Below are 19718 nucleotides of genomic sequence, written 5' to 3' on the forward strand. Positions count from 1 at the left end.
AAAAAAGATTGAAGGCCCCCGGGGTAGATTCAATCGAAGTAGGGGTGCAGACCGGGACAAAGAAAGACGGGACACCAGCCATTCAGAAAGTAGACATGATATTCATCTCCGAGCAAAACCTCTATAAGGTGATCATGCGCTCGGACAAACCACAGGCAGAGCCGTTTCAAGACTGGGTGTGCGATGAGGTGCTGCCCACCATTCGCAAGACGGGTGGCTACATCGCCGCCAGCACACGGATGACGGACGAGGAAATTATGGCGGCGGTGTTACGCATTGGCGAAGCTACCATCAGGAAACGGAGGCTCGACGTATCTCGTCACTACCCGCGAAAAGCATTCTCGCCGTCGTTCTGCATCCGCGAGCAAGTCAACCACCTTTTTGTCGCCAACGGTTCTCACGTCTTTTATATTGATTTGCCGTTTAAAGATAATTTCTCAAATGTCGATATATCACGTCGTCAAAACCGTAAACATCATCAAACGATTCGACCAAACCGCTTGTGCCCGGATACATCGTATAATATAAGATGAAAATAGGCACCGGTGGTTTAACGCCAACCCGCGTCACCAACTTCTTCATGTCAAGCGTGTCGGCCACGGCCCTCATGTTATCGGTCATATCTCTTTTGCTTACATTGACAGGCGAGACATCGGCGTTAATAGAATATTTTATTTTTTCTATCAGTCGGTCGTCTTTGTCATCAAGCAAAAAGACTGTCAGCTCGAACGGTTTTTCAACCCGAACGCAACCATGGCTCACGTCGCGTTGTTTTTGGTCAAACACACTTCGCGACGAAGTGTCATGCAGATATATGGAAAAATTGTTCCTGAACCTGAACACCATTCGGCCCATAGCGTTACCCTGGCCGCCTCTCTGCACCACCGCGTACCGCCCACTCAAAAGCATGCCGGCGGTTACCTTGCGCGGGCTTACCTTTTGTCCCGTGGATCGCTCAATGACAAAATAGCGACGCTGGGCAAAATAAGCCGAGTCGCCCGCGTGCCGAGCTACCGTCTTTCGCACAATGCTTCGAGGCATGACCCATTGCGGATTGATGTTGACGTGCGTCACGCTACTTATCATTTGCGGTGTCTTACTGCCGTTGGCCCCAAAGGCCGTGCGCATAGTGAGCCATTTTTTTCCGTCAACAGCCAGCAGATGATAAGACGGTATATTTACCAACACGTATTTCTCATGAGATTCTGGCGTGTCGGGCATACGCCACCGGCAACGCTCCATGTTCACCAATATTTTGACGCGTTCGGCCTTGCTGACATGACCATCGCGCAACATACGTTTCAGCTGTCGATAAAAAACACTTTTCGTTTCTACCTCGCGCATGTATTCGGCCACGCTATCCTCGCGAACCTTGTCCAAGGCTTTGTTGTAAAATTCACGTCCCGCACGCTCTACCTTGATATCGAAAAGCGTGCGAAAAGCCGCGCGCTCATCGTCCGTGGCAAGTTTGTCCAAATGGTTAAAAGCGTACATGGGATTGAAAAAACCAAAACGCTGGCCAGCCACATAGCGCAGATAAGCCTTGGTCAAATTATATTCCAACCTGCCCGCTACCTTGTTAATTTGATTGTCTCCACTGTCAAAATCCAGCTCCCTGAAACGCCTAATGTCGTCGGCGATACGCGCCAACCTGAATTTTTTCGCGCCGAACCCCATGTCCACCACAGCTCGAAGACCGTTCAGCAAACTGTCAGCGCGATGGTCCAACCCACGCCTGTCTATCCAAACGAGTGGATTTCTGTTGCCATAATAGCTACGCGTACGATAGTCAGCAGCCATCGAGTCGTCGTCCCATTTGGCCATTTGGTCTATATGCTGGCGTATTTTCTCATTGCTGAGCCTGTACAACGAAGTGTCAAGCGCGGCATAATCGGCTATTGATAGATTGCCGTTAATGTTAGCCTTCTTATCATGGCACGACACCAGCAACAGTGACGCGAAAACTATAAGGAGCGAAACGCTACATTGTTTCAAGGGGGAAAAAGATTCTTATCTGATAGAAATTTTGCGTACCATCTTGCCAACTTTCACGATATAACAACCTTTAGGCAAGTTTAGGTTATAGCTCTTGTCAGCCCCATCCACCTTGACGCTCATCACTCTAACGCCAGTGACATTGTAAATGTACAGAGTCTCGCCTGCCGCTCCCGTTACTCGCAACACGGATTCGGAGTTGACAGAAATGGCAACAGCCTGAAAATCGTTGTCGACAATTTCAACAGCGGACGTCGCCGACGACGTCATAGGGACGCTCGTCAGCATAAAAACCATCAGGAAACAGGAAAGAAGCCTTTTACACATACGCAAAATTACCATCTTACGGTTTGTGCAAAGATAATATATTTTATCCGCAATTATTGCTTTGGCATTCTTTTTTATTGCCTAATTAAGATTGTTTAACGACTTGACAAAACAATCAAAACATTTCTTCAAATTGTCTAGGCCCATCCGGCAAACCATCATAGCCACGCTCTTTCCATACATGAAAATAGATGACAAAACACCTTGCACACGTCGATTATTCGCGAGCGAGCACATGTCCGGCCAAAAACAGCGCGAAAACGCAGAGCGTTCGCAACCTATTGCAAGCCAAGCACATATATCTTTCTCTAAATATTTTGTCGAAAAATTGACACTTACAGCGTTGCCATCAGATACCAATCGTGGCAGGATTAAACCCTATACACGCCGTGAATAATCACCAAACAGCTTGCCATTACGCCCTAAACACGACGCGAACCAACAGCTATGGCAACGAAAAATGAAAAATATAAACAGAAAATTAAAAAATCATGGGCAAACACCAACAATTGGCACGCTAAAACAACAATTTGGACACCCCTGTTTTTCGTGACATTATTTTAACATGCGCTGGACATGCCATGAAACATTGCAGTGCAAAAAGTATGGGAAAACGGCACGACTGGCAATTGTAAAAACGCGCCGTTGTCACGCCAATTTATTTGGAGGTTTCAAGGCCGCTGCGTTTGTCTCGGCGGTAACTACGGTATTCGTCCAACGGAATTTCAACATCAGGCTCTTCCAACGCGCCATCATGGGGCAAACGGAAACGGATGTACTTGATGTCAAGCCCACGCTCAATCCACATACGCTCATAATAAGTCTGAATGTCGAGAATAGGATCTCCCACGAGTTTTTGGGGCGTGTCATGATAGAGATCGGCGGTGCGGAAGTCGGTTGGCAAGTGGTTTTTTTCCACCATGCACTTGGTGTAGGTGAAAAGGAAGTTGGAGTCGGTCTTGAGATGTATAAGTCCTCCATCCACCAAAAAACGGCGATAGCGTTCCATGAAGTAAGTGGAAGAGAGGCGTTTGCGCGCGTTTTTCATCTGCGGGTCAGAGAATGTGAGCCAAATTTGCCCCACCTCGCCAGCCGAGAAAAAACGATCTATAATCTCAATGTTGGTGCGAAGGAACGCCACGTTGGGCAAGCCAAGTCGCAAAGCCTGCTTGGCGCCTGTCCACATGCGCGCCCCTTTTATATCCACGCCGATGAAATTGATGTCTGGATAGAGCCTGCCCAAGCCCACGGTGTATTCCCCCTTGCCGCAACCCAACTCTAACACGATGGGGTTGTCGTTATGAAAATAGGCCTCGCGCCATCGCCCTTGCATGTCAAAGGGCACGCGCTCGATGACCGAATGTGGATACTCGAAGACGTTTCTCATCTCTTTCATCTCCGCGAACTTGGCTAATTTTCCTTTTCCCATAACGCTTGTTTTGGTTGCAAAGATACAACAAAATAGTCGCTTTCGGCCCTGATGGGCACGAAAAAAGCGACACGAGGGCCATGATTGGCGCGCGCCACGGATGCCGCGCCCCACTCCAACGCGCCAAGAAATACGCACACGCCGACCATCACGCCCATGCGTCACCAACTTGGCGAGGCGATGAGCGCGCGGCGGCAGGCCAAAAAAATCCCGCTCGAAAGATCGAGCGGGAGTCATGTTTTAAGCGTCTTACCTATTCTATCACGACGGTGGTCCAGCCATGTTTGTCCTCGATGGTGCCATATTGGATGCCTCGAAGCGTGTCGTAGAGTTTCTTGGACCAAGGGCCAGGCTTGTCGCCGAAGTTGTAACGCTTGCCCGTGTCCATGTCGTCCAAATAGGAAATGGGCGAGATGACAGCCGCCGTGCCACAAGCCCCCGCCTCCTCGAAGGTTTCAAGTTCGTCCTCGGGGATGGGCCTGCGCTCCACTTTCATGCCGAGATCCTCCGCTATCCGCATGAGACTTTTGTTAGTGATGGAAGGCAGGATGGAGGTCGATTTCGGCGTGACATAAGTGTTGTCCTTGATGCCAAAGAAGTTGGCCGCGCCACATTCGTCGACGTATTTTTTTTCTTTTGAATCGAGATAGAACTCGCTGACATAGCCTTTGGAATGCGCGATAGAGTTAGCTTTGAGCGAAGCCGCGTAGTTGCCGCCTACCTTGAACGTGCCAGTGCCAAGCGGAGCGGCACGGTCATAGTCGCGCACGATGACGTATGGGTTGCTCGAGAAACCGCCCTTGAAATAAGGCCCAACGGGCGACACGAATATCACGAAGCAATACTCCCTGGCCGGATGCACCCCAACCTGCGCGCTCGTGCCGATGAGCAACGGACGGATATAAAGCGTGGCGCCACTCTCATAAGGTGGTATGTAGGCTTGGTTGAGCCGTACCACCTGCCTGACCATCCGCCCGAACAGCTCCGTGGAGACCTCGGGCATCATAATTCCGCGACACGTGCGTTGCAGGCGAGCGGCGTTCTCTTCCATCCTGAACACTCGCACCTTGCCATCCGGGCACCGATAGGCCTTCAGCCCCTCGAAAGCTTCTTGGCCATAGTGCAAACATGTGGCGGCCATGTGGATGTTGATATATTCGTCAGACGAGACCTCTATCTCGCCCCATTTGCCGTCTCTATAATAACAGCGCACGTTGTAATCGGTTTTCAAATAGCCGAAAGACAGGGTGCCCCAATCCAATTGTTTCATAACGAATTAATTTTATTATTGTTTACAGTGGTATTATCACAAAAGTACAAAATATAATGACGCGTCGCCATCAAAAAAGTTTATTTTAATCGGCCGACAGTATTTTTTGTATCTCGGCGTCGGTTTTGGTGAGCCTGTCTTTGCAAAGTTTGATGAGTCGTTGGGCGGTTTTGAGTTGCCTTGACAGCTCGTCTATGTCCAACTCGTTGTTTTCCAATTTCTCCACAATGCTCTCCAATTGCTTGATGGCATCTTCATATTTGGGTTCGTTAGCCATAATATTTCGTTGTTTTAAAGGATATGTTCATAAAATCGAAAGCTATTCCACCACCGACTTGACACTGCCGCTCTCCAGACGCGTCACGATATGGTCTCCGCGCTTGAGCTGGCCGGCATGGCGCACGGCTTTGTTGCCGAGCAAGGTGATGCTGTAACCACGGCGCAGGACGAGCTGTGGGTCGAGCGCCTTGACCCGAAACTCCAAGCGGCCAAGCTCGTTGTTGGCTCGCTCCAAGCGTCGCTCCACCAATGGGAGGAGATTGGCCGAGGCCAATTGCAACCGGTGGCCCGCCGTCGAGACATTGTGATTGACAAGCGCGACCATTCGGGCCAAAAGCCGATCGAGGCGCGCCTCTTGGCGAGTTTTGACCAAGGAGAAAAGCATGGGCACGCGCTCGGCGGACCGGTCAAGGCGACCACACTCCCTGTCCATGACCTGTTTGACGCGCGTGGCAACGCGACGCTCGCAATCGTTGATACAAGACAGCGCCGCCACCAAATTGTCGACAAGGACCGCGGCGGCGGCCGTGGGAGTTTTTACGTGGGTGTTTGACACCATGTCGAGAACGCTCTCGTCGCGCTCATGGCCTATGCCGGTGATGATGGGCAATGGGAAATTGGCCACGTTCTCGGCCAGCTCGAGGGTGTCAAAACCACTAAGGTCGGCTGTGGCACCACCTCCACGGATGATGACCACTACATCGAAATCATCAACGTGACGATTAATCTCGTTGAGAGCGGCCACGACACTTTGCTCCACACGCTCGCCTTGCATGACCGCAGCGAACAGCCGGGGATAGAACTTGAAGCCGTAATCATTGTTCGAAAGCTGACTGCGGAAGTCGCCATAGCCCGCCGCGCTCTCACTGGATATGACCGCCACGCGCTGTGCGAACATTGGGATGGAGAGTTCTTTCTGCATGTCAAAAACTCCCTCTTGCCGCAGTTGGCGTATAATCTCCAACCGCTTGCGCGCCATGTCGCCTATGGTATAGGTGGGGTCTATGTCTTGCACAATCCACGCGAAGCCGTAGGCCTCATGAAAACTCGCCGCCACTTGCAACATCACTTTCATGCCAGCGCGGAGCGGCTGGCCCGCGACACCCTCAAATTTGGGGCGCAACACTTGCCACCTTTGCTTCCAGCACTTGGCAGAAGCGCGGGCTATTGGTGTTGCCGAAAAAATATCTTTCTGAACCAATTCCATGTAGCAGTGCCCACGAACCTCGCGCGCCTCTGACAGCTCCGCCTCCACCCAGAACGGGCTGTCGAGCGTGGTTTCGAGCGCGTCGTGCACGAGCGAGTTCAGCTCAAATAGTGTAAGCGAGGTCTTCCGCATGTCAAGCCCATATATAAAAAAGTGTGGTGAGTATTATATCAAGTGACTGTAAATACAGTCGGAGTCAGTCGACGAACCGTCGTAAAAATCATTTGTCCTTGCCCATCAAATAGGCTTTCCAATAATCAGGGACGCCATAGCCGTAAACATTGTCTGGATAAGAAGCCCTGTCGGCCGACCGACGCACGAGGTCCATGATTTCCACAGCCGTCTTGTGGGGCAACGCCTGCCACAAACAAGTGACCATTCCACAGGTAATGGGAGCGGCAAAAGAAGTGCCGTTGGCCGTACCAATGACTCCGGAGCCATCGATAACCGTTGACTTATAACCCTGCGCGCCCACATCTGGCTTAACGCGGCCATCAAAGGAAGGCCCCACGGAGCTGAAATTAGCATTGACGCTATCGGCCGTAAGGGCTGCCACCGCGAGAATGTTCGTGGCGTCAGCGGGACAATTGGTGCGCTTCCATGGTCGAGAACCCTCATTGCCCGCGCTGTTGACAAGTATCATTCCCTTACCCGCAACCATTGAGGCGGTGCGAGAGATGAGCGTGGTCTTGCCGTCCTGCTCGCGATATTTGTGATTGGTGGACTTGTCGTCAAACTTGCTGTAACCGAGTGAAGAGTTGATGACATCGACCCCGACGGAGTCGGCGTATTCCACAGCTTGCGCCCAATAGTCCTCTTCTACCAAGCTCTCATGGTCGCCATCCTCGCTCCTGAGCAACAAGAACGAAGCGTGGGGAGCTGTGCCAACAAACAGGCTGTCGACGTTGGCGCCAATATCCGAGAGCACCATGGTGCCATGATCAGGCAGATCGTAGAGGTTGGCCGTGTAGGGATAGGCGAAGTCGCGCTGCCCAATGATGTTCACATTCTTGAAATAACCTATACGGTTAACATTCATAAAGCCACCGTCGACGATGGCTATGAGCATGCCGTCGCCACGAAAGCCAGCTTCATGGAGCTTCAAGCCGTTGAGCATTTTTATCTGGTGCAATCCCCGTCCATAGCGATGGGTCTTGAGCATACGTTGGGCCAAGGTGTCAGCCACAATGGAATCGGGCTTGGTGGGATAGATGGAATCGGGCGCGGTAAATACCTTCGTACAGTGAGTCACGAAGTCAAGCTCGGCCAATTGGGGCGCAAGGCTGCTCTCGGTCGACTTGATGAGCACAGTGTTGTTCCATTTGCTGCCGCCGATAACCTGCAAGCCGGCCTTTCGAAGACGTTTGAGATATGTGGCGGACAACGGCAAATCTGTGGAGTCTACGGGCAAACCCTGTTTGGCTCTACGACGCAAAGCCTTGGCGGATAAAAATTTTTCGGGCTTTTTTAACGTGTAAGCGGAGCCTATTTTGTCTTTAAGCTCTACCCTGAAGATATTGAAATGACCACCGGGATAGGCTATTTTTTTGTTGGATTTAGCCGAAACGGCCATAACGCCAAAAACGAGAAGAGTAAGGAAAAATATTTTTTTCATCAAGATTTTTCTTTATGTTTTTTGCAAAAGTAACCGTAAATTAGCAGAACTCCAAAACTTTTTAGTACTTTTGCAATTAACCTATGGAGAAAAAAACAATGTCGAACACATTGGAATTGGGTACCAAGCCAGTAGGCCCTTTGCTCATGCAATACGCCCTACCCGCCATCATAGCGATGACCGCCTCGTCCCTATACAACATTATTGACCGAGCGGTCATTGGCCAAGTGGTAGGCCCAATGGCCATCTCCGGGCTTGCCATCACGTTTCCTTTCATGAACCTATCGGGTGCGTTTGGAGCCGCCGTGGGCGTGGGCGCGTCTACGGCCATCTCTGTAAAATTAGGCCAACGCGACTATCATACAGCTGTAAACCTGTTGGGCAACACCGTGACGCTGAACCTTATTGTGGGTTTTGCATTGGCGGCGATCTGCTTGTGGCTACTCGACCCCATACTCTATTTTTTTGGAGCAAGTGAACAAACCATTCCGTATGCACGAGATTTTATGCAAGTTATTATGGCCGGCACCATGATAACGCACATGTATTTTGGCATGAATGCCGCCTTGAGAGCAGCTGGCAAACCTCGACAAGCCATGTACGCCACGATATTTACAGTGGTGATGAACATCATATTGGTGCTCGTTTTTATCATGTGGCTTGGGTGGGGTATACGCGGGGCGGCCTTGGCCACCGTCATATCACAGGCCATAGCCATGGTTTACCAGCTTAAATTATTCGCCAACAAGAAAGAGATTTTGCATTTCAGACGAGGTATTTATCGTTTGAGAGCCACCCTCGTGAAGAACATTGTAGGTATCGGCATATCCCCATTTTTGATGAACGCATGCGCCTGCGTTATCGTTATTTTTATGAACAATCAGTTCGTGAAGTACGGCGGAGACCTTACTGTAGGCTCTTACGGCATAGCGAACGCCATCGGAACCATGTTCGTGATGTTTGTCATGGGTGTGAACCAAGGCATGCAGCCGATAGCTGGCTACAATTACGGCAGTCAGCAAATAGACCGACTGATGGAGGTTTTGAAACTTTCCATTATCGCGGCGACATGCATCATGACCGTGGGATGGCTCATCGCGATGTTCCTGCCCTATTATTGCGCCCGCATGTTTACCACCGACGCGACGTTGATAGCCATGTCCATCCATGCCATTCGCATCAACATGCTACTATTTCCAATTATCGGGTTTCAAATGGTAGTTACCAATTTCTTTCAGTGTATCGGGAAAGTGCAGATCAGTATCTTTCTTTCTTTATCGCGCCAACTGTTGTTTTTACTGCCGCTATTAGCCATACTACCACTGTTTTTGGGGGTGGATGGCGTGTGGTATTCACTTCCGGCATCTGATCTTACGGCAGCCATCGTCGCAGCGATAATCATGCAAGTGTACATGAAAAAATTCAAGAGACAAATACAACAAAAACCATGAGCAGTCCAAAGATTATCATTAACATTGGCCGTCAAATAGGATCGGGCGGACACATTATCGCCAAAAGTCTGGCTGAAGAGTTCGGTTGCGCTTTCTATGACAAGGAATTGCTCAACCTTGCAGCTAAGGAAAGTGGCTTCAGCGAGAAGTTTTTTGAGCAGAACGATGAAAAAAAGGGCTTCTATAAATCAATGTTTCATATCCAAGTGCCTTTAATGGGGGAGAACAATTTCTACAAAAACGACTTCTCGCAGGAAAACCTTTACCTCTTCCAGAGCAACGCCATACGCAAGGCCGCGGATGAAGGCAGCTGCGTTTTCGTGGGCAGAACGGCCGACTACGTGCTGCGCGACTACAAAAACACGGTAAGCGTTTTCATCACGGCGAACATGGACCAACGTATCCAACGTGTATGCAAACGGCTCAATTGCGACCGCTCCAACGCAAGAAAAGCGATCAAGGGCGAGGAAGAAAGTCGATCGTCATACTACAATTACTACACCGGCAAACGATGGGGACACTCTGAAAGCTACGATTTGTGCGTCAACTCGTCCATCCTCGGCATTGACGAGACGGAAAAATTCATCGCCCAGTTTATCCGCCAGCGATTTGATTTGTAAGCAAGCGGCATACCCATATCCACAAGAGACACACCATGGACACATACGCTAAACAAGTGAGTGATTACCTCTCGTTGATGACTGACACGACGTTATTGGTCAGCGAGCATGACAAAGCCAACATGGATATCCTGATTACCATGCTTGGCGAGGTGGACAAAGATATCATTTGCGCTTACTTCGGCATTTTTGGCAAACCCAAACAAACGCCCGATGACATTGCGACCAAATACAAGATAACGCCCCAAAACGTTCTTACCATCATAGAAAAAGACTTGAGAAAGATAACTATCACACCTGAATGGCAGATGATGCGCCTGTCTTTCTCACCCACTATCAAACGCAAATTGGCTCATGGAATTAGGTAAAATTATCGAGCTTCCCAAGATAACAGACCCACGCGGCAACCTCACCGTGGTGGAACAGCTCAAAGACGTCCCTTTCAACATTAGCCGGGTGTACTGGACTTACGACGTGCCCGGAGGCGAACACCGAGGTGGCCACGCGCACAAGCATTGCCGCTCACTCGTCATCGCGGTTAGCGGCGCGTTCACGGTAACGCTTGACGACACTCACCGCAAGACCTCGTTTCTTCTCAACCACCCTTATCAGGGATTGCTTATAGAGACCGGCGTGTGGCGCACCTTGGACGATTTCTCGTCCGGGGCAGTGTGTCTCTCAATAGCCGAGGACCCATTTGACGAGGCCGACTACATCAGGGAGTACTCAGAGTTTGAGCTATACAAACAACAACTGTCCAAGAAATAGCCGTGACTAACCACTTTGACATTGTACGATTCGAGCCGAGTCTGGCCGACGAGTGGAACGATTTTGTAGCCCATTCGAGACAAGGCACTTTCCTTTTCAATCGCCGATACATGGACTATCATGCCGATCGGTTCGCCGACCACTCTCTCATGTTCCACTCAAAAGGGCATCTTCGAGCCCTGTTGCCAGCCAATGCCGTGGGCGACACATTGTGGTCGCACCAAGGACTCACCTATGGCGGCCTGCTCACTGACGACAAGGTCACGGCCGTGGACGCGCGCACGATGCTCGAGGAGATGGGAAGTATGTTGCGTAAACAAGGCTTTTGTCGAGTGGTTTACAAGCCCACGCCGTGGATTTACCACCGCATACCATCAGAAGAAGACCTCTTCGCACTTACCAACACGTGCCACGCCCGTCTTGCCGAGCGCAATGTCAGTTCGGCCATCCGCCTTTCCCATCCCGTGAAATGGCGACGAGACCGACGCTGGAAAGCCAACAAGGCGCACGCAGAGGGCATCGTCGTGGAGCAAAGCGACACGGAAGCCGACTTGAAAAGTTTTTGGAACGTGCTCACCGAGAACCTTCTCCATGCACACAACGCCACCCCAACGCACAATTACGAGGAAATTTCGCTGTTACGATCGGCGTTCCCAGACAATATCAAGCTGTATGTAGCCAAGCATGACGAGCGTGTATTGGCAGGAGTGCTTCTGTTCATTACACCTCGCGTAACACACGCGCAGTATATATCCGCCAACTCTCAGGGCAAACAGCTGCATGCCATTGACGCTATTTTCAAAACCATTCTTGCCAACGACCATGCCAACGACGCGTTCTTCGACTTTGGCATTTCCACCGAGAATCATGGACAATGGCTCAACGAGGGGCTCATAGCCCAAAAAGAAGGCTTCGGCGCACGCGCCGTGTGCTACGACTGGTACGAATGGCAACTTTAATCACTTATCACCTATTATGAACATTCCCTACCTCTCTTTAAAGAGTGTCACCGCCATGCACATGGACGAAATCGTAAACGCCGTGGACGGCGTGGCGCGCTCGGGCTGGTATCTTCAGGGCAAGGCCAACGCCACATTTGAGCGCGACTACGCCGCCTTCATAGGCACGCGGCATTGCATTGGATGCGGAAATGGTCTCGACGCGCTCACCCTTATCTTTCGCGCCTACAAAGAGATGGGCGCGATGCAAGAAGGCGACGAGGTCATCGTGCCGGCCAACACCTACATAGCCTCAATACTCTCCATCACCGAGAACAGGCTGACACCCGTCTTGGTGGAACCAAACCCTGACACCTTGCAAATAGACGAGAGCCGCATAGAGCGAGCCATCACCTCTCGCACGCGAGCCATCTTGATAGTGCACCTCTATGGTCGCAACGCTTGGACACCCCGCATAGAGACCATTTGCCAAGAGCGTCAGCTCAAACTCATTGAGGATAACGCGCAGGCCCACGGATGCTTCGCGCCCAAAAAAGACGCCAACGGCAACCTTTTCCGCACGGGCGCCATTGGTGACGCCGCCGCGCACTCGTTCTATCCGGGCAAAAACCTTGGCGCTTTAGGCGATGCTGGGGCCATCACAACCAACGACACAGAGTTGGCGAGCATTGTCCGCTCCATGGGCAATTACGGCTCAAGCAAGAAGTATGAGTTTCGCTACGAGGGCAAAAACAGCAGGCTGGACGAACTTCAGGCAGCTGTCCTAAGCGTCAAGCTCAAGTATCTCGATACGGACAACCTCCGCCGAAAAGCTATCGCGAGCTTTTATTACGCCAATATAAACAACGCGGCCATCGAGCTCCCGGGGCGAAACCAATGGGCCGCCGCCAAACCTGTCGACGCAAACGGGCTCACGCATGGCGAACGTTGCGTGTACCATATCTTCCCCGTGCTATGCGCCCAGCGCGACCATTTGCGCCGCCATCTTGCCTCATGCGGCATTGACACGATGATACACTACCCCATCCCACCCCACCAACAGGCTTGTTTCAAAGCATGGAACCACCTGTCGCTGCCCATAACCGAGCGCATACACGCATCAGAGCTCAGCATACCTTGCAATCCCACGATGACTGACGAGGAGGCGGCTTGGGTTTGTCAAAGCATCAACAGTTTCCAGCCAGCCACATAACCCAATGGCTCACAACAAGAAAAAGCCATCTCATGCGCACCCCTCGACAGGTCAGCGAGATGGCTTTTTCTATTTATTTTAGCCATTCGGAAAAACGCTTCAGTCCTTTGTCATCCCCGACTTAAATTCTCCCATGACAGGTTGAAAGCCCTCATTCCTTCAGCATTGGCTACATGGCCGCACGCACAGGAAACAGGTAGAAATGGCGATCGGTATCATAGTCTATCATCCATTGATCCACCACGATATGGTCATCCAATGCCGTGAGCTCAAGCGTGTGCTGTCCCTCCGTGAGATATATGTCTTGTGCCTTGATTGCCTGACCACGCAACACGTTCTGTTTCCACCCCTCTGACCCGTAGTTTTCTTTCAACGAGAACACCATCGGCGCCGCGCCGTCAACGCTTACGGCATAACGCAAATCGCCGCTATCACTTGGCTGTGTTGGTATAAGTGCCATATAGAGTTTGGCAGGGCCAGTTTTGGCATAAAATTTAAACGATATTTTTCCATTTTTTGGCACCGAAACGGCTTTCATAGAGTGTCCCAACATGTCTACCGTCTGTGTGCCCACTGTACAGGCGGAATAGTCACACGCATTGCGAACAACGCATCCATCTGTTGCCAGATTTGACCTTGCGGGGGAAGCGTCGCCGTATTTCCTAATTTCATCAGAAGTTAGATTGTCGGGCAATACGGGTTCTTGGAAAACAGGCAGCCCCCTCGGGGACCTGCTCATCAACCCATCCCATTTGCCGCCAGCCATCGTCTTGTTATAATAGTCCGTAAGCCTCACGATCTCTTCATGTGCCTTCCAACTCCTGACAGCCGACTCCAAAGCCTCACGATCCCCATGAAAGCTCGACGGCCGCCCGATGAGGCGCGCCTCTTGGGCTTGCAAATGCTTGGTCGCCATAGCGGCGGCGCAATACACAGGATATTTCACCGCAGCAAAAAAAGCGTCTTTAAGCTCGGGTCTCAGCATCGTCTCCGCATGGGCTACACGCCGTTTCGCCTCTGCGTATTCCGCCAAATAGCGTTCCAACTCATTGCCAAACTCCTCTGCGTTAAAATCAGTGTTTCTCACCGGTGTGCAACCATCTTTATAAGTATTATGATCCACTTCCACTTGGCTCCAGCCCATAAACTCGGGTTTACGAATAGCACACAACCGATAAAAATCTGTCATAGGCCGCACCAACTCTTGCCCGACCGACTTGCCAAACTGCTGTACGAGCCAGTTTTCCAAATGCTTTTGAACCGTATTGGCACGCACGCAGTCTATGTTCCAAGCCATATCCATGAACAGGCTCAACTGGTAGGCCGCCACCTTCGGGTCGTGTACATTGGCTATCCACAGACGGCGGGCGCCATGGTCGTAAGCACGTCTCATCTGGTGAAAGAGCAGTCCGGGCTGGGTGGTGGCAAGCCACAAATAGTCGTGCGGCCGTCCACAATAGCTCAGGTGGTAATACACACCCGACCCGCCGCGTCTTTTTTGCTGATATTGATTAGGCAAACGTGTCATATAACCATAGTTGTCATCGCTCCACATCAGGCACACGTCATCGGGCACGCTTAGCCCATTCTCGTAAATTTCTAAAACATCCTTGTATGGCATGAACACTTGCGGCACTTTGGCAAGGTCTCTGTTCACCTCCTCAGCAAGCAGCTCGCGTTGCGCGTCAATAACCGCCTGCAAAGCTTTACGTTTCTCTTCAAGCGTGCGTGCGTCCTCCATGGCGTCATCGCGCGTCCCCCTCATTCCTATAGTATATAGCGCATCCATGCCAGATGTTTCTCGGGCACGTTCCCGCCAATAGCTCAACACCTGATGTCGATTGCTCATAAAGTTGTATGGGCCACGCTTCTCCGTGTTCCACTCGCCCACATTATTACGCAGTATCGGCTCACTATGGGACGAACCCACATAGATATCGAACGAGTCGACCACCTCCTTGTTTCCTCTCACCTTAAAAAATGCGGTCGTCCCCTCGTGCATAGCGGGCCACAAGGCATTGCCACGCAGTCGCAACAAAAGTTCGCAGAGCTTATGATAATAGTTAGGACCTAACAAGCCCGTTCTCGAATGAGGGTCTATTTTGCGTTTGTCCCAAACACGTGTCGACCAGTCCTCGCCGTTGACAAACACACCACGAAACTCTACAGACGGGCTTTGCGTTGTTTCGTATCGATCGTCGAGCGTGAGCCGATGTTTGCGCTCAGGCCTCGCATCACCCCAGTATATCCAAGGCGACACACCCGCCAATCTCGACAACTCGAGTATGCCATAAGCTGTTCCACGGCCGTTACTACCCACAATAATTATCTTGCGATCACGCACACCCAACCAAAAGGCGTCTGGCTTGACTATAAAATTAGCGTATGGAACGCGATATTTGTCTATAGCTTTCATCTCTTTGTTATTAGCCATATCAAGCTGATAGACTTCTATACGGGCGTTGTCCTTGCGGCGAGCGGACTTGCCCGTCACGGCGCGCATATCCGACTCGAACATTTGAAGGGCTTTTCGCACCACCGTGCCATACCGTTTTTGGACGGCATAAGCCACGTGTCCCCCCGAATACCACACCAACTCGCCTGCTTGTATTGTCATCGAGGCAATCAAGAAAAGAGCTGTCACATAATATCTTATATTCATCTTTTGATTAATTTTAGCTCATTAGCCACCATGCCTAAGCTCACCATAGGCATCCAGCAAGCCACAGCCGACAGGCCTGTCAAACAAAACGAGCGCATACATGTTTCACAAAGATAATAATTTTAGAAATGACCATGAAATTATTTGCGCTTTATTTGCGTTTTAAGCAAATATTAGGTACTTTTGCCAAACATCATCGGTTATACAAAACAGCTATGACAATATATCCAAAATTAATTACAGACGCACTCTCCACGGTAATTTATGCCGGTACGAAGAAAAACCTCATCGAGAGTGACATGCTGGCTGACACACCGAGCGTCAACGGCAACAAAGTGACTTTCACGCTGATATTTCCACGCGAGACTGACCCATTCCTCAAGTCTACACTCAAAGCAGCCGAGGCCGCCATACATTACCATGTGGGCCAAGACGTGGAGGTGAGCATAAAGACAGAGTTCAAGTCGGCCCCGCGTCCCGAGGTAAGCAAGCTGTTGCCAAATGTGAAGAATATCATTGCCGTAAGCAGTGGCAAAGGCGGCGTGGGCAAAAGCACCGTCTCCGCCAACCTCGCCATCTCATTAGCCAAGCTCGGTTACAAGGTGGGCCTGTTGGACACAGATATTTTCGGCCCCTCCATCCCCAAGATGTTAGGCGTGGAAGACGCCAAGCCCTACGCCGTGGAGAAAGATGGGCGCCAACTCATCGAGCCAGTACAGAAATACGGTGTAAAGTTGCTTAGCATCGGCTTCTTTGTCAATCCAGACACGGCCACCCTTTGGCGGGGCGCCATGGCAACGTCCGCGCTGAAGCAACTCATTGCCGACGCCAACTGGGGCGAGCTGGACTACTTCATACTCGACACGCCACCAGGCACTTCAGACATACACCTCACGCTCCTGCAGACACTCTCCATAACAGGGGCGGTCATCGTGTCAACACCCCAGAACGTAGCTTTGGCTGACGCGCGCAAAGGCATAGACATGTATACCAACGACAAGGTGAACGTGCCCATTTTGGGCTTGGTGGAAAACATGGCATGGTTCACGCCCGCCGAACTGCCGGAAAACAAATATTACATCTTCGGAAAGGACGGCTGCAAGAACTTGGCCAAGGAGATGGGATGCCCACTGTTGGCACAAATACCCATCGTGCAGAGCATCTGCGAGAACGGAGACAAAGGCACGCCCGCCGCTCTCAACGTTGACACCATCACGGGGCAGGCTTTCATCAACTTGGCGCAAGCCGTGGTCACCGTGACCAACAGGCGCAACAAGGACAAGCCCAAAACACCTGTTGTCGAGGTGAAGAAAAGCTAACCCACCCCGTAACGCCCCTCCCGCGCTTGCTCATGCCCGGGCCAAACCATTGCCGAAAATATTGGCAAAGTTGGCTCGGGCATGTTAATACAAGCGTGTGCCGCGCGAAATAAAGTAAAAATTTCATGATAAAAAACAGGCCTTTAAAACTACCCAAAATAGCAATGACAACATCAAAAAAACCGCATGAAACATTCTTTATTTGCCAAGAGAAACATGTTCATAGCACGTTAAAGCACCAATGGCAACGCCATTAATGTTTAATCACGAAGGCTTTGAGGCTCAATCGCGAAACGTTTGGCGTCTTTTCACGTTGCCATCAATGCTTAAACGCAAAGCCATTATACAAAGATATTTGCGCAACCTCATCCACAAAACGCATATTTCATTGATTATTAACGGTATAGCAACATGCTTGATTTTGGGCGTATTTCGAGCGAGGACAAAAGATTTTTCAAATAAACGAGGCTCGACGAGGGTTTTGTTCGCTTTTTTTATCATGATTTTCCACCATGAACAAACATGTTGTAAATAATTATAAAACTTTCAATCGGCTTGCTTTTTTCTTAATTCTTTTCTATAACTTTGCATTCATGAAGCGTATTTTTGCAGTAATAGCCAGCGTCACGCTATACGTCACGGCCATGGCCCAAAGCTCGACCGTGGAATGCGAAGACACTTGCAGACATATTCACGGCATAGACTTGAGCCACTACCAAGGCACGGTGTTTTGGGAAGCCGTGGGCAAGGCCAAGGTATCTTACGTTTATCTCAAAGCGTCGGAGGGCGGCAACCGCATAGATCCCAAATACAAAATGAACATCGACTTGGCCCACCGATACGGCCTCAAAGTAGGATCGTATCACTTTTACAGACCCAAGACACCCCAAAAGACGCAAGTGGATAACTTCAGGGCGCAATGCCGCCCCATGGACCAAGACCTTATCCCAATGATAGACGTGGAAACAACGTCCGGGCTTCCTGTCAGCGCTTTTCGCGATTCGTTGTTCACGTTTCTCAAATTGATAGAGCGCACATACGAGCAAAAGCCCTTGATATACACCGGGGCCAATTTTTACGATCGCTATTTGTCAGGGGCGCTTCACGGCTACAAGGTAATGATAGCTCAATACACCCAACGAGTGCCGGCGCTGAAAGACGACCTTGACTTCATGCTGTGGCAATACACCGGCAAGGGACGGCTTGACGGCATCAGCGGCTTCGTGGACAAAAGCAGGTTTATGCGCGATTACAACCTGCGCGACATCAGGTTCAGGCACAAATAAAAATATGCTGGCAACATATAATCGAATCCAAAAACAACAACAGAAACAAACAAGGCAACATGGCTATTATTAAATGTCCGGAATGTGGACGACAAATCAGCGACAAGGCACCAACGTGCCCCAACTGCGGCGTGGAAATCGCGGGCAAGGTCATCAAGTGCGCACAGTGCGGCGAAGTGTATTTCAACAACCAGGAGTCGTGCCCCAATTGCCATCACCATACGCCCCTGTCTTTTCAGATAAGCAATGACAACACCGCCGAGCCGGCGAGAAACAAAAAAGAAAACAACCGGCAGGCAGACACGCCAACAGTGCAAATACCGGTACCCCCGACAAACCACCCAACATCCACCAACCCAGCGCAGCATCAAAAAAAACGAAAAAAGAGCGTCGCCGGGCCTGTCATCATCAGCCTGATCATAGCCGTGGCGCTTTGCGGCGTGTGCTTCTACTTCTACAACAGCAGCAAGAAAGAAAAAGAGATGAACGACTATGCCTTCGCCATGAAAAGCGACGACCCCTTGGTGTTGCAAACTTATCTGAACAACAATTTGGACGCGCCCGAGGAGCATCGTGACTCGGTAATGGCGCGAATGGAATTTTTGAAACGGCAAGACCGCGATTGGTCCAACGCCTTGGTGAGCGGATCGAAGTTCGCCCTGCAAGACTATTTAGCCAAACATCCAGACTCGGAACACGCGCAAGAGGCGCGCCACAAGATAGACTCCATAGACTGGGCGGACGCCTCCAACGAAAATACGCTCGAGGCCGTGCAGCTTTATTTGGCGCAACATGCCAACGGCGAGCATGTGGACGAAGCCAACGCAGCCTTGAAAAAAATCAAGACCAAAACCGTAACGCAGGAAGACAGGGCTATCGTGACACGGTCTTTGCGCAGGTTTTTCCAAAGCGTAAACGCGCAAGACGAGAGCGGTTTGGAAGATGCCGTCACGCCATTGCTCACAAACTTCCTGGGCAAAACAGACGCTACCAAGGCCGACGTGCTCACCTTTATGCGCAAGATATACAAAGACGACATCATCAACATGAACTGGCGCCTCAACAACGACTACAAGATTGACAAGAAAGAAATAGGAGACGAGCGTTACGAATACACTGTGAGCGTATCTGCCCTGCAAAGCATTGAGCGCACGGACAAGGACAAAGAAAAAGAAGCGCGCTACCGAATCAAGGCCACCATCGACCCCGATGGCTACATCTCTGCCATGACAATGACCAAAATATTGGAATGACCATAATTTACACGTTCATGGCGCGCTCGCCAATGGCACGCCATGAGCAAACCCAAACGCAGGCGGCCGTCGCTCAATAGCGACGG

Annotated in this window: 18 protein-coding genes; 10 read left to right on the plus strand and 8 right to left on the minus strand. The window is 50.7% G+C overall.

Annotated elements, in window-relative coordinates:
- On the plus strand, nucleotides 1-533 hold a 533-nt coding region (locus tag HMPREF1640_RS13740), incomplete at its 5' end, for a BRO family protein (protein WP_255327715.1).
- On the opposite strand, the gene HMPREF1640_RS09140 is transcribed toward HMPREF1640_RS13740, so the two are convergent.
- The 7 genes from HMPREF1640_RS09140 to HMPREF1640_RS09175 form a co-directional block, all read right to left on the minus strand.
- Complete coding sequence (locus HMPREF1640_RS09140) at nucleotides 424-1995, minus strand: L,D-transpeptidase family protein (protein ID WP_036894071.1); 1572 nt, start codon at nucleotides 1993-1995, stop codon at nucleotides 424-426. The two genes, HMPREF1640_RS13740 and HMPREF1640_RS09140, sit on opposite strands and share 110 nt — an antisense overlap.
- Before the next feature lie 15 nt (nucleotides 1996-2010).
- Nucleotides 2011-2322, minus strand: coding sequence for a T9SS type A sorting domain-containing protein (locus HMPREF1640_RS09145; RefSeq protein ID WP_036894098.1), 312 nt, complete (start codon nucleotides 2320-2322; stop codon nucleotides 2011-2013).
- A gap of 658 nt (nucleotides 2323-2980) precedes the next feature.
- A complete protein-coding gene (trmB, locus tag HMPREF1640_RS09155) occupies nucleotides 2981-3751 on the minus strand; it encodes a tRNA (guanosine(46)-N7)-methyltransferase TrmB (protein WP_036894074.1) in 771 nt (256 codons plus the stop codon).
- A gap of 253 nt (nucleotides 3752-4004) precedes the next feature.
- Nucleotides 4005-5021: a branched-chain amino acid aminotransferase gene (locus HMPREF1640_RS09160; RefSeq protein ID WP_036894076.1), complete on the minus strand. Its 1017-nt coding sequence runs from the start codon at nucleotides 5019-5021 to the stop codon at nucleotides 4005-4007.
- A gap of 85 nt (nucleotides 5022-5106) precedes the next feature.
- On the minus strand, nucleotides 5107-5298 hold the full coding sequence (xseB, locus tag HMPREF1640_RS09165) for an exodeoxyribonuclease VII small subunit (protein WP_036894078.1): 192 nt from the start codon (nucleotides 5296-5298) through the stop codon (nucleotides 5107-5109).
- Nucleotides 5299-5340: 42 nt separating this feature from the next.
- Nucleotides 5341-6639 carry an exodeoxyribonuclease VII large subunit gene (xseA, locus tag HMPREF1640_RS09170; RefSeq protein ID WP_036894080.1) on the minus strand — a complete coding sequence of 433 codons (1299 nt, stop codon included), beginning with the start codon at nucleotides 6637-6639 and terminating at the stop codon, nucleotides 5341-5343.
- Between the two features lie 88 nt (nucleotides 6640-6727).
- Nucleotides 6728-8122 carry a S8 family serine peptidase gene (locus HMPREF1640_RS09175; RefSeq protein ID WP_036894082.1) on the minus strand — a complete coding sequence of 465 codons (1395 nt, stop codon included), beginning with the start codon at nucleotides 8120-8122 and terminating at the stop codon, nucleotides 6728-6730.
- Nucleotides 8123-8205: 83 nt separating this feature from the next.
- On the opposite strand from HMPREF1640_RS09175, the gene HMPREF1640_RS09180 reads away from it, so the two are divergent.
- The 6 genes from HMPREF1640_RS09180 to HMPREF1640_RS09205 are packed head-to-tail and all read left to right on the plus strand — an operon-like array spanning nucleotide 8206 to nucleotide 13112.
- The gene (locus tag HMPREF1640_RS09180) at nucleotides 8206-9573 is read left to right on the plus strand and encodes an MATE family efflux transporter (RefSeq protein WP_036894083.1); all 1368 of its coding nucleotides are present in this window, start codon (nucleotides 8206-8208) and stop codon (nucleotides 9571-9573) included.
- Nucleotides 9570-10193: an AAA family ATPase gene (locus HMPREF1640_RS09185; protein WP_036894085.1), complete on the plus strand. Its 624-nt coding sequence runs from the start codon at nucleotides 9570-9572 to the stop codon at nucleotides 10191-10193. The genes HMPREF1640_RS09180 and HMPREF1640_RS09185 overlap by 4 nt, the downstream gene beginning before the upstream one ends.
- A gap of 35 nt (nucleotides 10194-10228) precedes the next feature.
- Nucleotides 10229-10561 (plus strand): hypothetical protein, encoded by a 333-nt coding sequence (locus HMPREF1640_RS09190; RefSeq protein ID WP_036894086.1) that lies wholly within the window; start codon nucleotides 10229-10231, stop codon nucleotides 10559-10561.
- Nucleotides 10548-10961 carry an FdtA/QdtA family cupin domain-containing protein gene (locus HMPREF1640_RS09195; RefSeq protein WP_036894087.1) on the plus strand — a complete coding sequence of 138 codons (414 nt, stop codon included), beginning with the start codon at nucleotides 10548-10550 and terminating at the stop codon, nucleotides 10959-10961. Before HMPREF1640_RS09190 ends, HMPREF1640_RS09195 begins: the two co-directional genes overlap by 14 nt.
- A gap of 2 nt (nucleotides 10962-10963) precedes the next feature.
- A complete protein-coding gene (locus HMPREF1640_RS09200) occupies nucleotides 10964-11920 on the plus strand; it encodes a GNAT family N-acetyltransferase (RefSeq protein WP_036894088.1) in 957 nt (318 codons plus the stop codon).
- Nucleotides 11921-11936: 16 nt separating this feature from the next.
- Complete coding sequence (locus HMPREF1640_RS09205; RefSeq protein ID WP_036894089.1) at nucleotides 11937-13112, plus strand: DegT/DnrJ/EryC1/StrS aminotransferase family protein; 1176 nt, start codon at nucleotides 11937-11939, stop codon at nucleotides 13110-13112.
- 169 nt (nucleotides 13113-13281) lie between these two features.
- On the opposite strand, the gene HMPREF1640_RS09210 is transcribed toward HMPREF1640_RS09205, so the two are convergent.
- Nucleotides 13282-15774: a glycosyl hydrolase 115 family protein gene (locus HMPREF1640_RS09210; protein ID WP_036894090.1), complete on the minus strand. Its 2493-nt coding sequence runs from the start codon at nucleotides 15772-15774 to the stop codon at nucleotides 13282-13284.
- Nucleotides 15775-15989: 215 nt separating this feature from the next.
- Here HMPREF1640_RS09210 and HMPREF1640_RS09215 point away from each other — a divergent pair, with 215 nt between their 5' ends.
- The 3 genes from HMPREF1640_RS09215 (at nucleotide 15990) to HMPREF1640_RS09230 (ending at nucleotide 19632) form a co-directional block, all read left to right on the plus strand.
- Nucleotides 15990-17093 carry an Mrp/NBP35 family ATP-binding protein gene (locus HMPREF1640_RS09215; protein ID WP_036894091.1) on the plus strand — a complete coding sequence of 368 codons (1104 nt, stop codon included), beginning with the start codon at nucleotides 15990-15992 and terminating at the stop codon, nucleotides 17091-17093.
- 593 nt (nucleotides 17094-17686) lie between these two features.
- Complete coding sequence (locus tag HMPREF1640_RS09225) at nucleotides 17687-18379, plus strand: glycoside hydrolase family 25 protein (protein ID WP_036894101.1); 693 nt, start codon at nucleotides 17687-17689, stop codon at nucleotides 18377-18379.
- Between the two features lie 59 nt (nucleotides 18380-18438).
- Entirely contained in the window at nucleotides 18439-19632 is a 1194-nt protein-coding gene (locus HMPREF1640_RS09230) for a zinc ribbon domain-containing protein (RefSeq protein WP_036894094.1), read from the plus strand.
- Nucleotides 19633-19718 lie beyond the last annotated feature (86 nt).

Origin of the sequence: Prevotella sp. S7-1-8 (assembly GCF_000758925.1) — a bacterium.
Lineage (GTDB): Bacteria > Bacteroidota > Bacteroidia > Bacteroidales > Bacteroidaceae > Prevotella.

Coding starts and splice junctions, on each gene's coding strand:
- HMPREF1640_RS09145 (WP_036894098.1), bottom strand. CDS start 2,322: ATGTGTAAAAGGCTTCTTTCCTGTTTCCTGATGGTTTTTATGCTGACG.
- trmB (WP_036894074.1), bottom strand. CDS start 3,751: ATGGGAAAAGGAAAATTAGCCAAGTTCGCGGAGATGAAAGAGATGAGA.
- HMPREF1640_RS09160 (WP_036894076.1), bottom strand. CDS start 5,021: ATGAAACAATTGGATTGGGGCACCCTGTCTTTCGGCTATTTGAAAACC.
- xseB (WP_036894078.1), bottom strand. CDS start 5,298: ATGGCTAACGAACCCAAATATGAAGATGCCATCAAGCAATTGGAGAGC.
- xseA (WP_036894080.1), bottom strand. CDS start 6,639: ATGCGGAAGACCTCGCTTACACTATTTGAGCTGAACTCGCTCGTGCAC.
- HMPREF1640_RS09175 (WP_036894082.1), bottom strand. CDS start 8,122: ATGAAAAAAATATTTTTCCTTACTCTTCTCGTTTTTGGCGTTATGGCC.
- HMPREF1640_RS09180 (WP_036894083.1), top strand. CDS start 8,206: ATGGAGAAAAAAACAATGTCGAACACATTGGAATTGGGTACCAAGCCA.
- HMPREF1640_RS09185 (WP_036894085.1), top strand. CDS start 9,570: ATGAGCAGTCCAAAGATTATCATTAACATTGGCCGTCAAATAGGATCG.
- HMPREF1640_RS09190 (WP_036894086.1), top strand. CDS start 10,229: ATGGACACATACGCTAAACAAGTGAGTGATTACCTCTCGTTGATGACT.
- HMPREF1640_RS09195 (WP_036894087.1), top strand. CDS start 10,548: ATGGAATTAGGTAAAATTATCGAGCTTCCCAAGATAACAGACCCACGC.
- HMPREF1640_RS09205 (WP_036894089.1), top strand. CDS start 11,937: ATGAACATTCCCTACCTCTCTTTAAAGAGTGTCACCGCCATGCACATG.
- HMPREF1640_RS09210 (WP_036894090.1), bottom strand. CDS start 15,774: ATGAATATAAGATATTATGTGACAGCTCTTTTCTTGATTGCCTCGATG.
- HMPREF1640_RS09215 (WP_036894091.1), top strand. CDS start 15,990: ATGACAATATATCCAAAATTAATTACAGACGCACTCTCCACGGTAATT.
- HMPREF1640_RS09225 (WP_036894101.1), top strand. CDS start 17,687: ATGAAGCGTATTTTTGCAGTAATAGCCAGCGTCACGCTATACGTCACG.
- HMPREF1640_RS09230 (WP_036894094.1), top strand. CDS start 18,439: ATGGCTATTATTAAATGTCCGGAATGTGGACGACAAATCAGCGACAAG.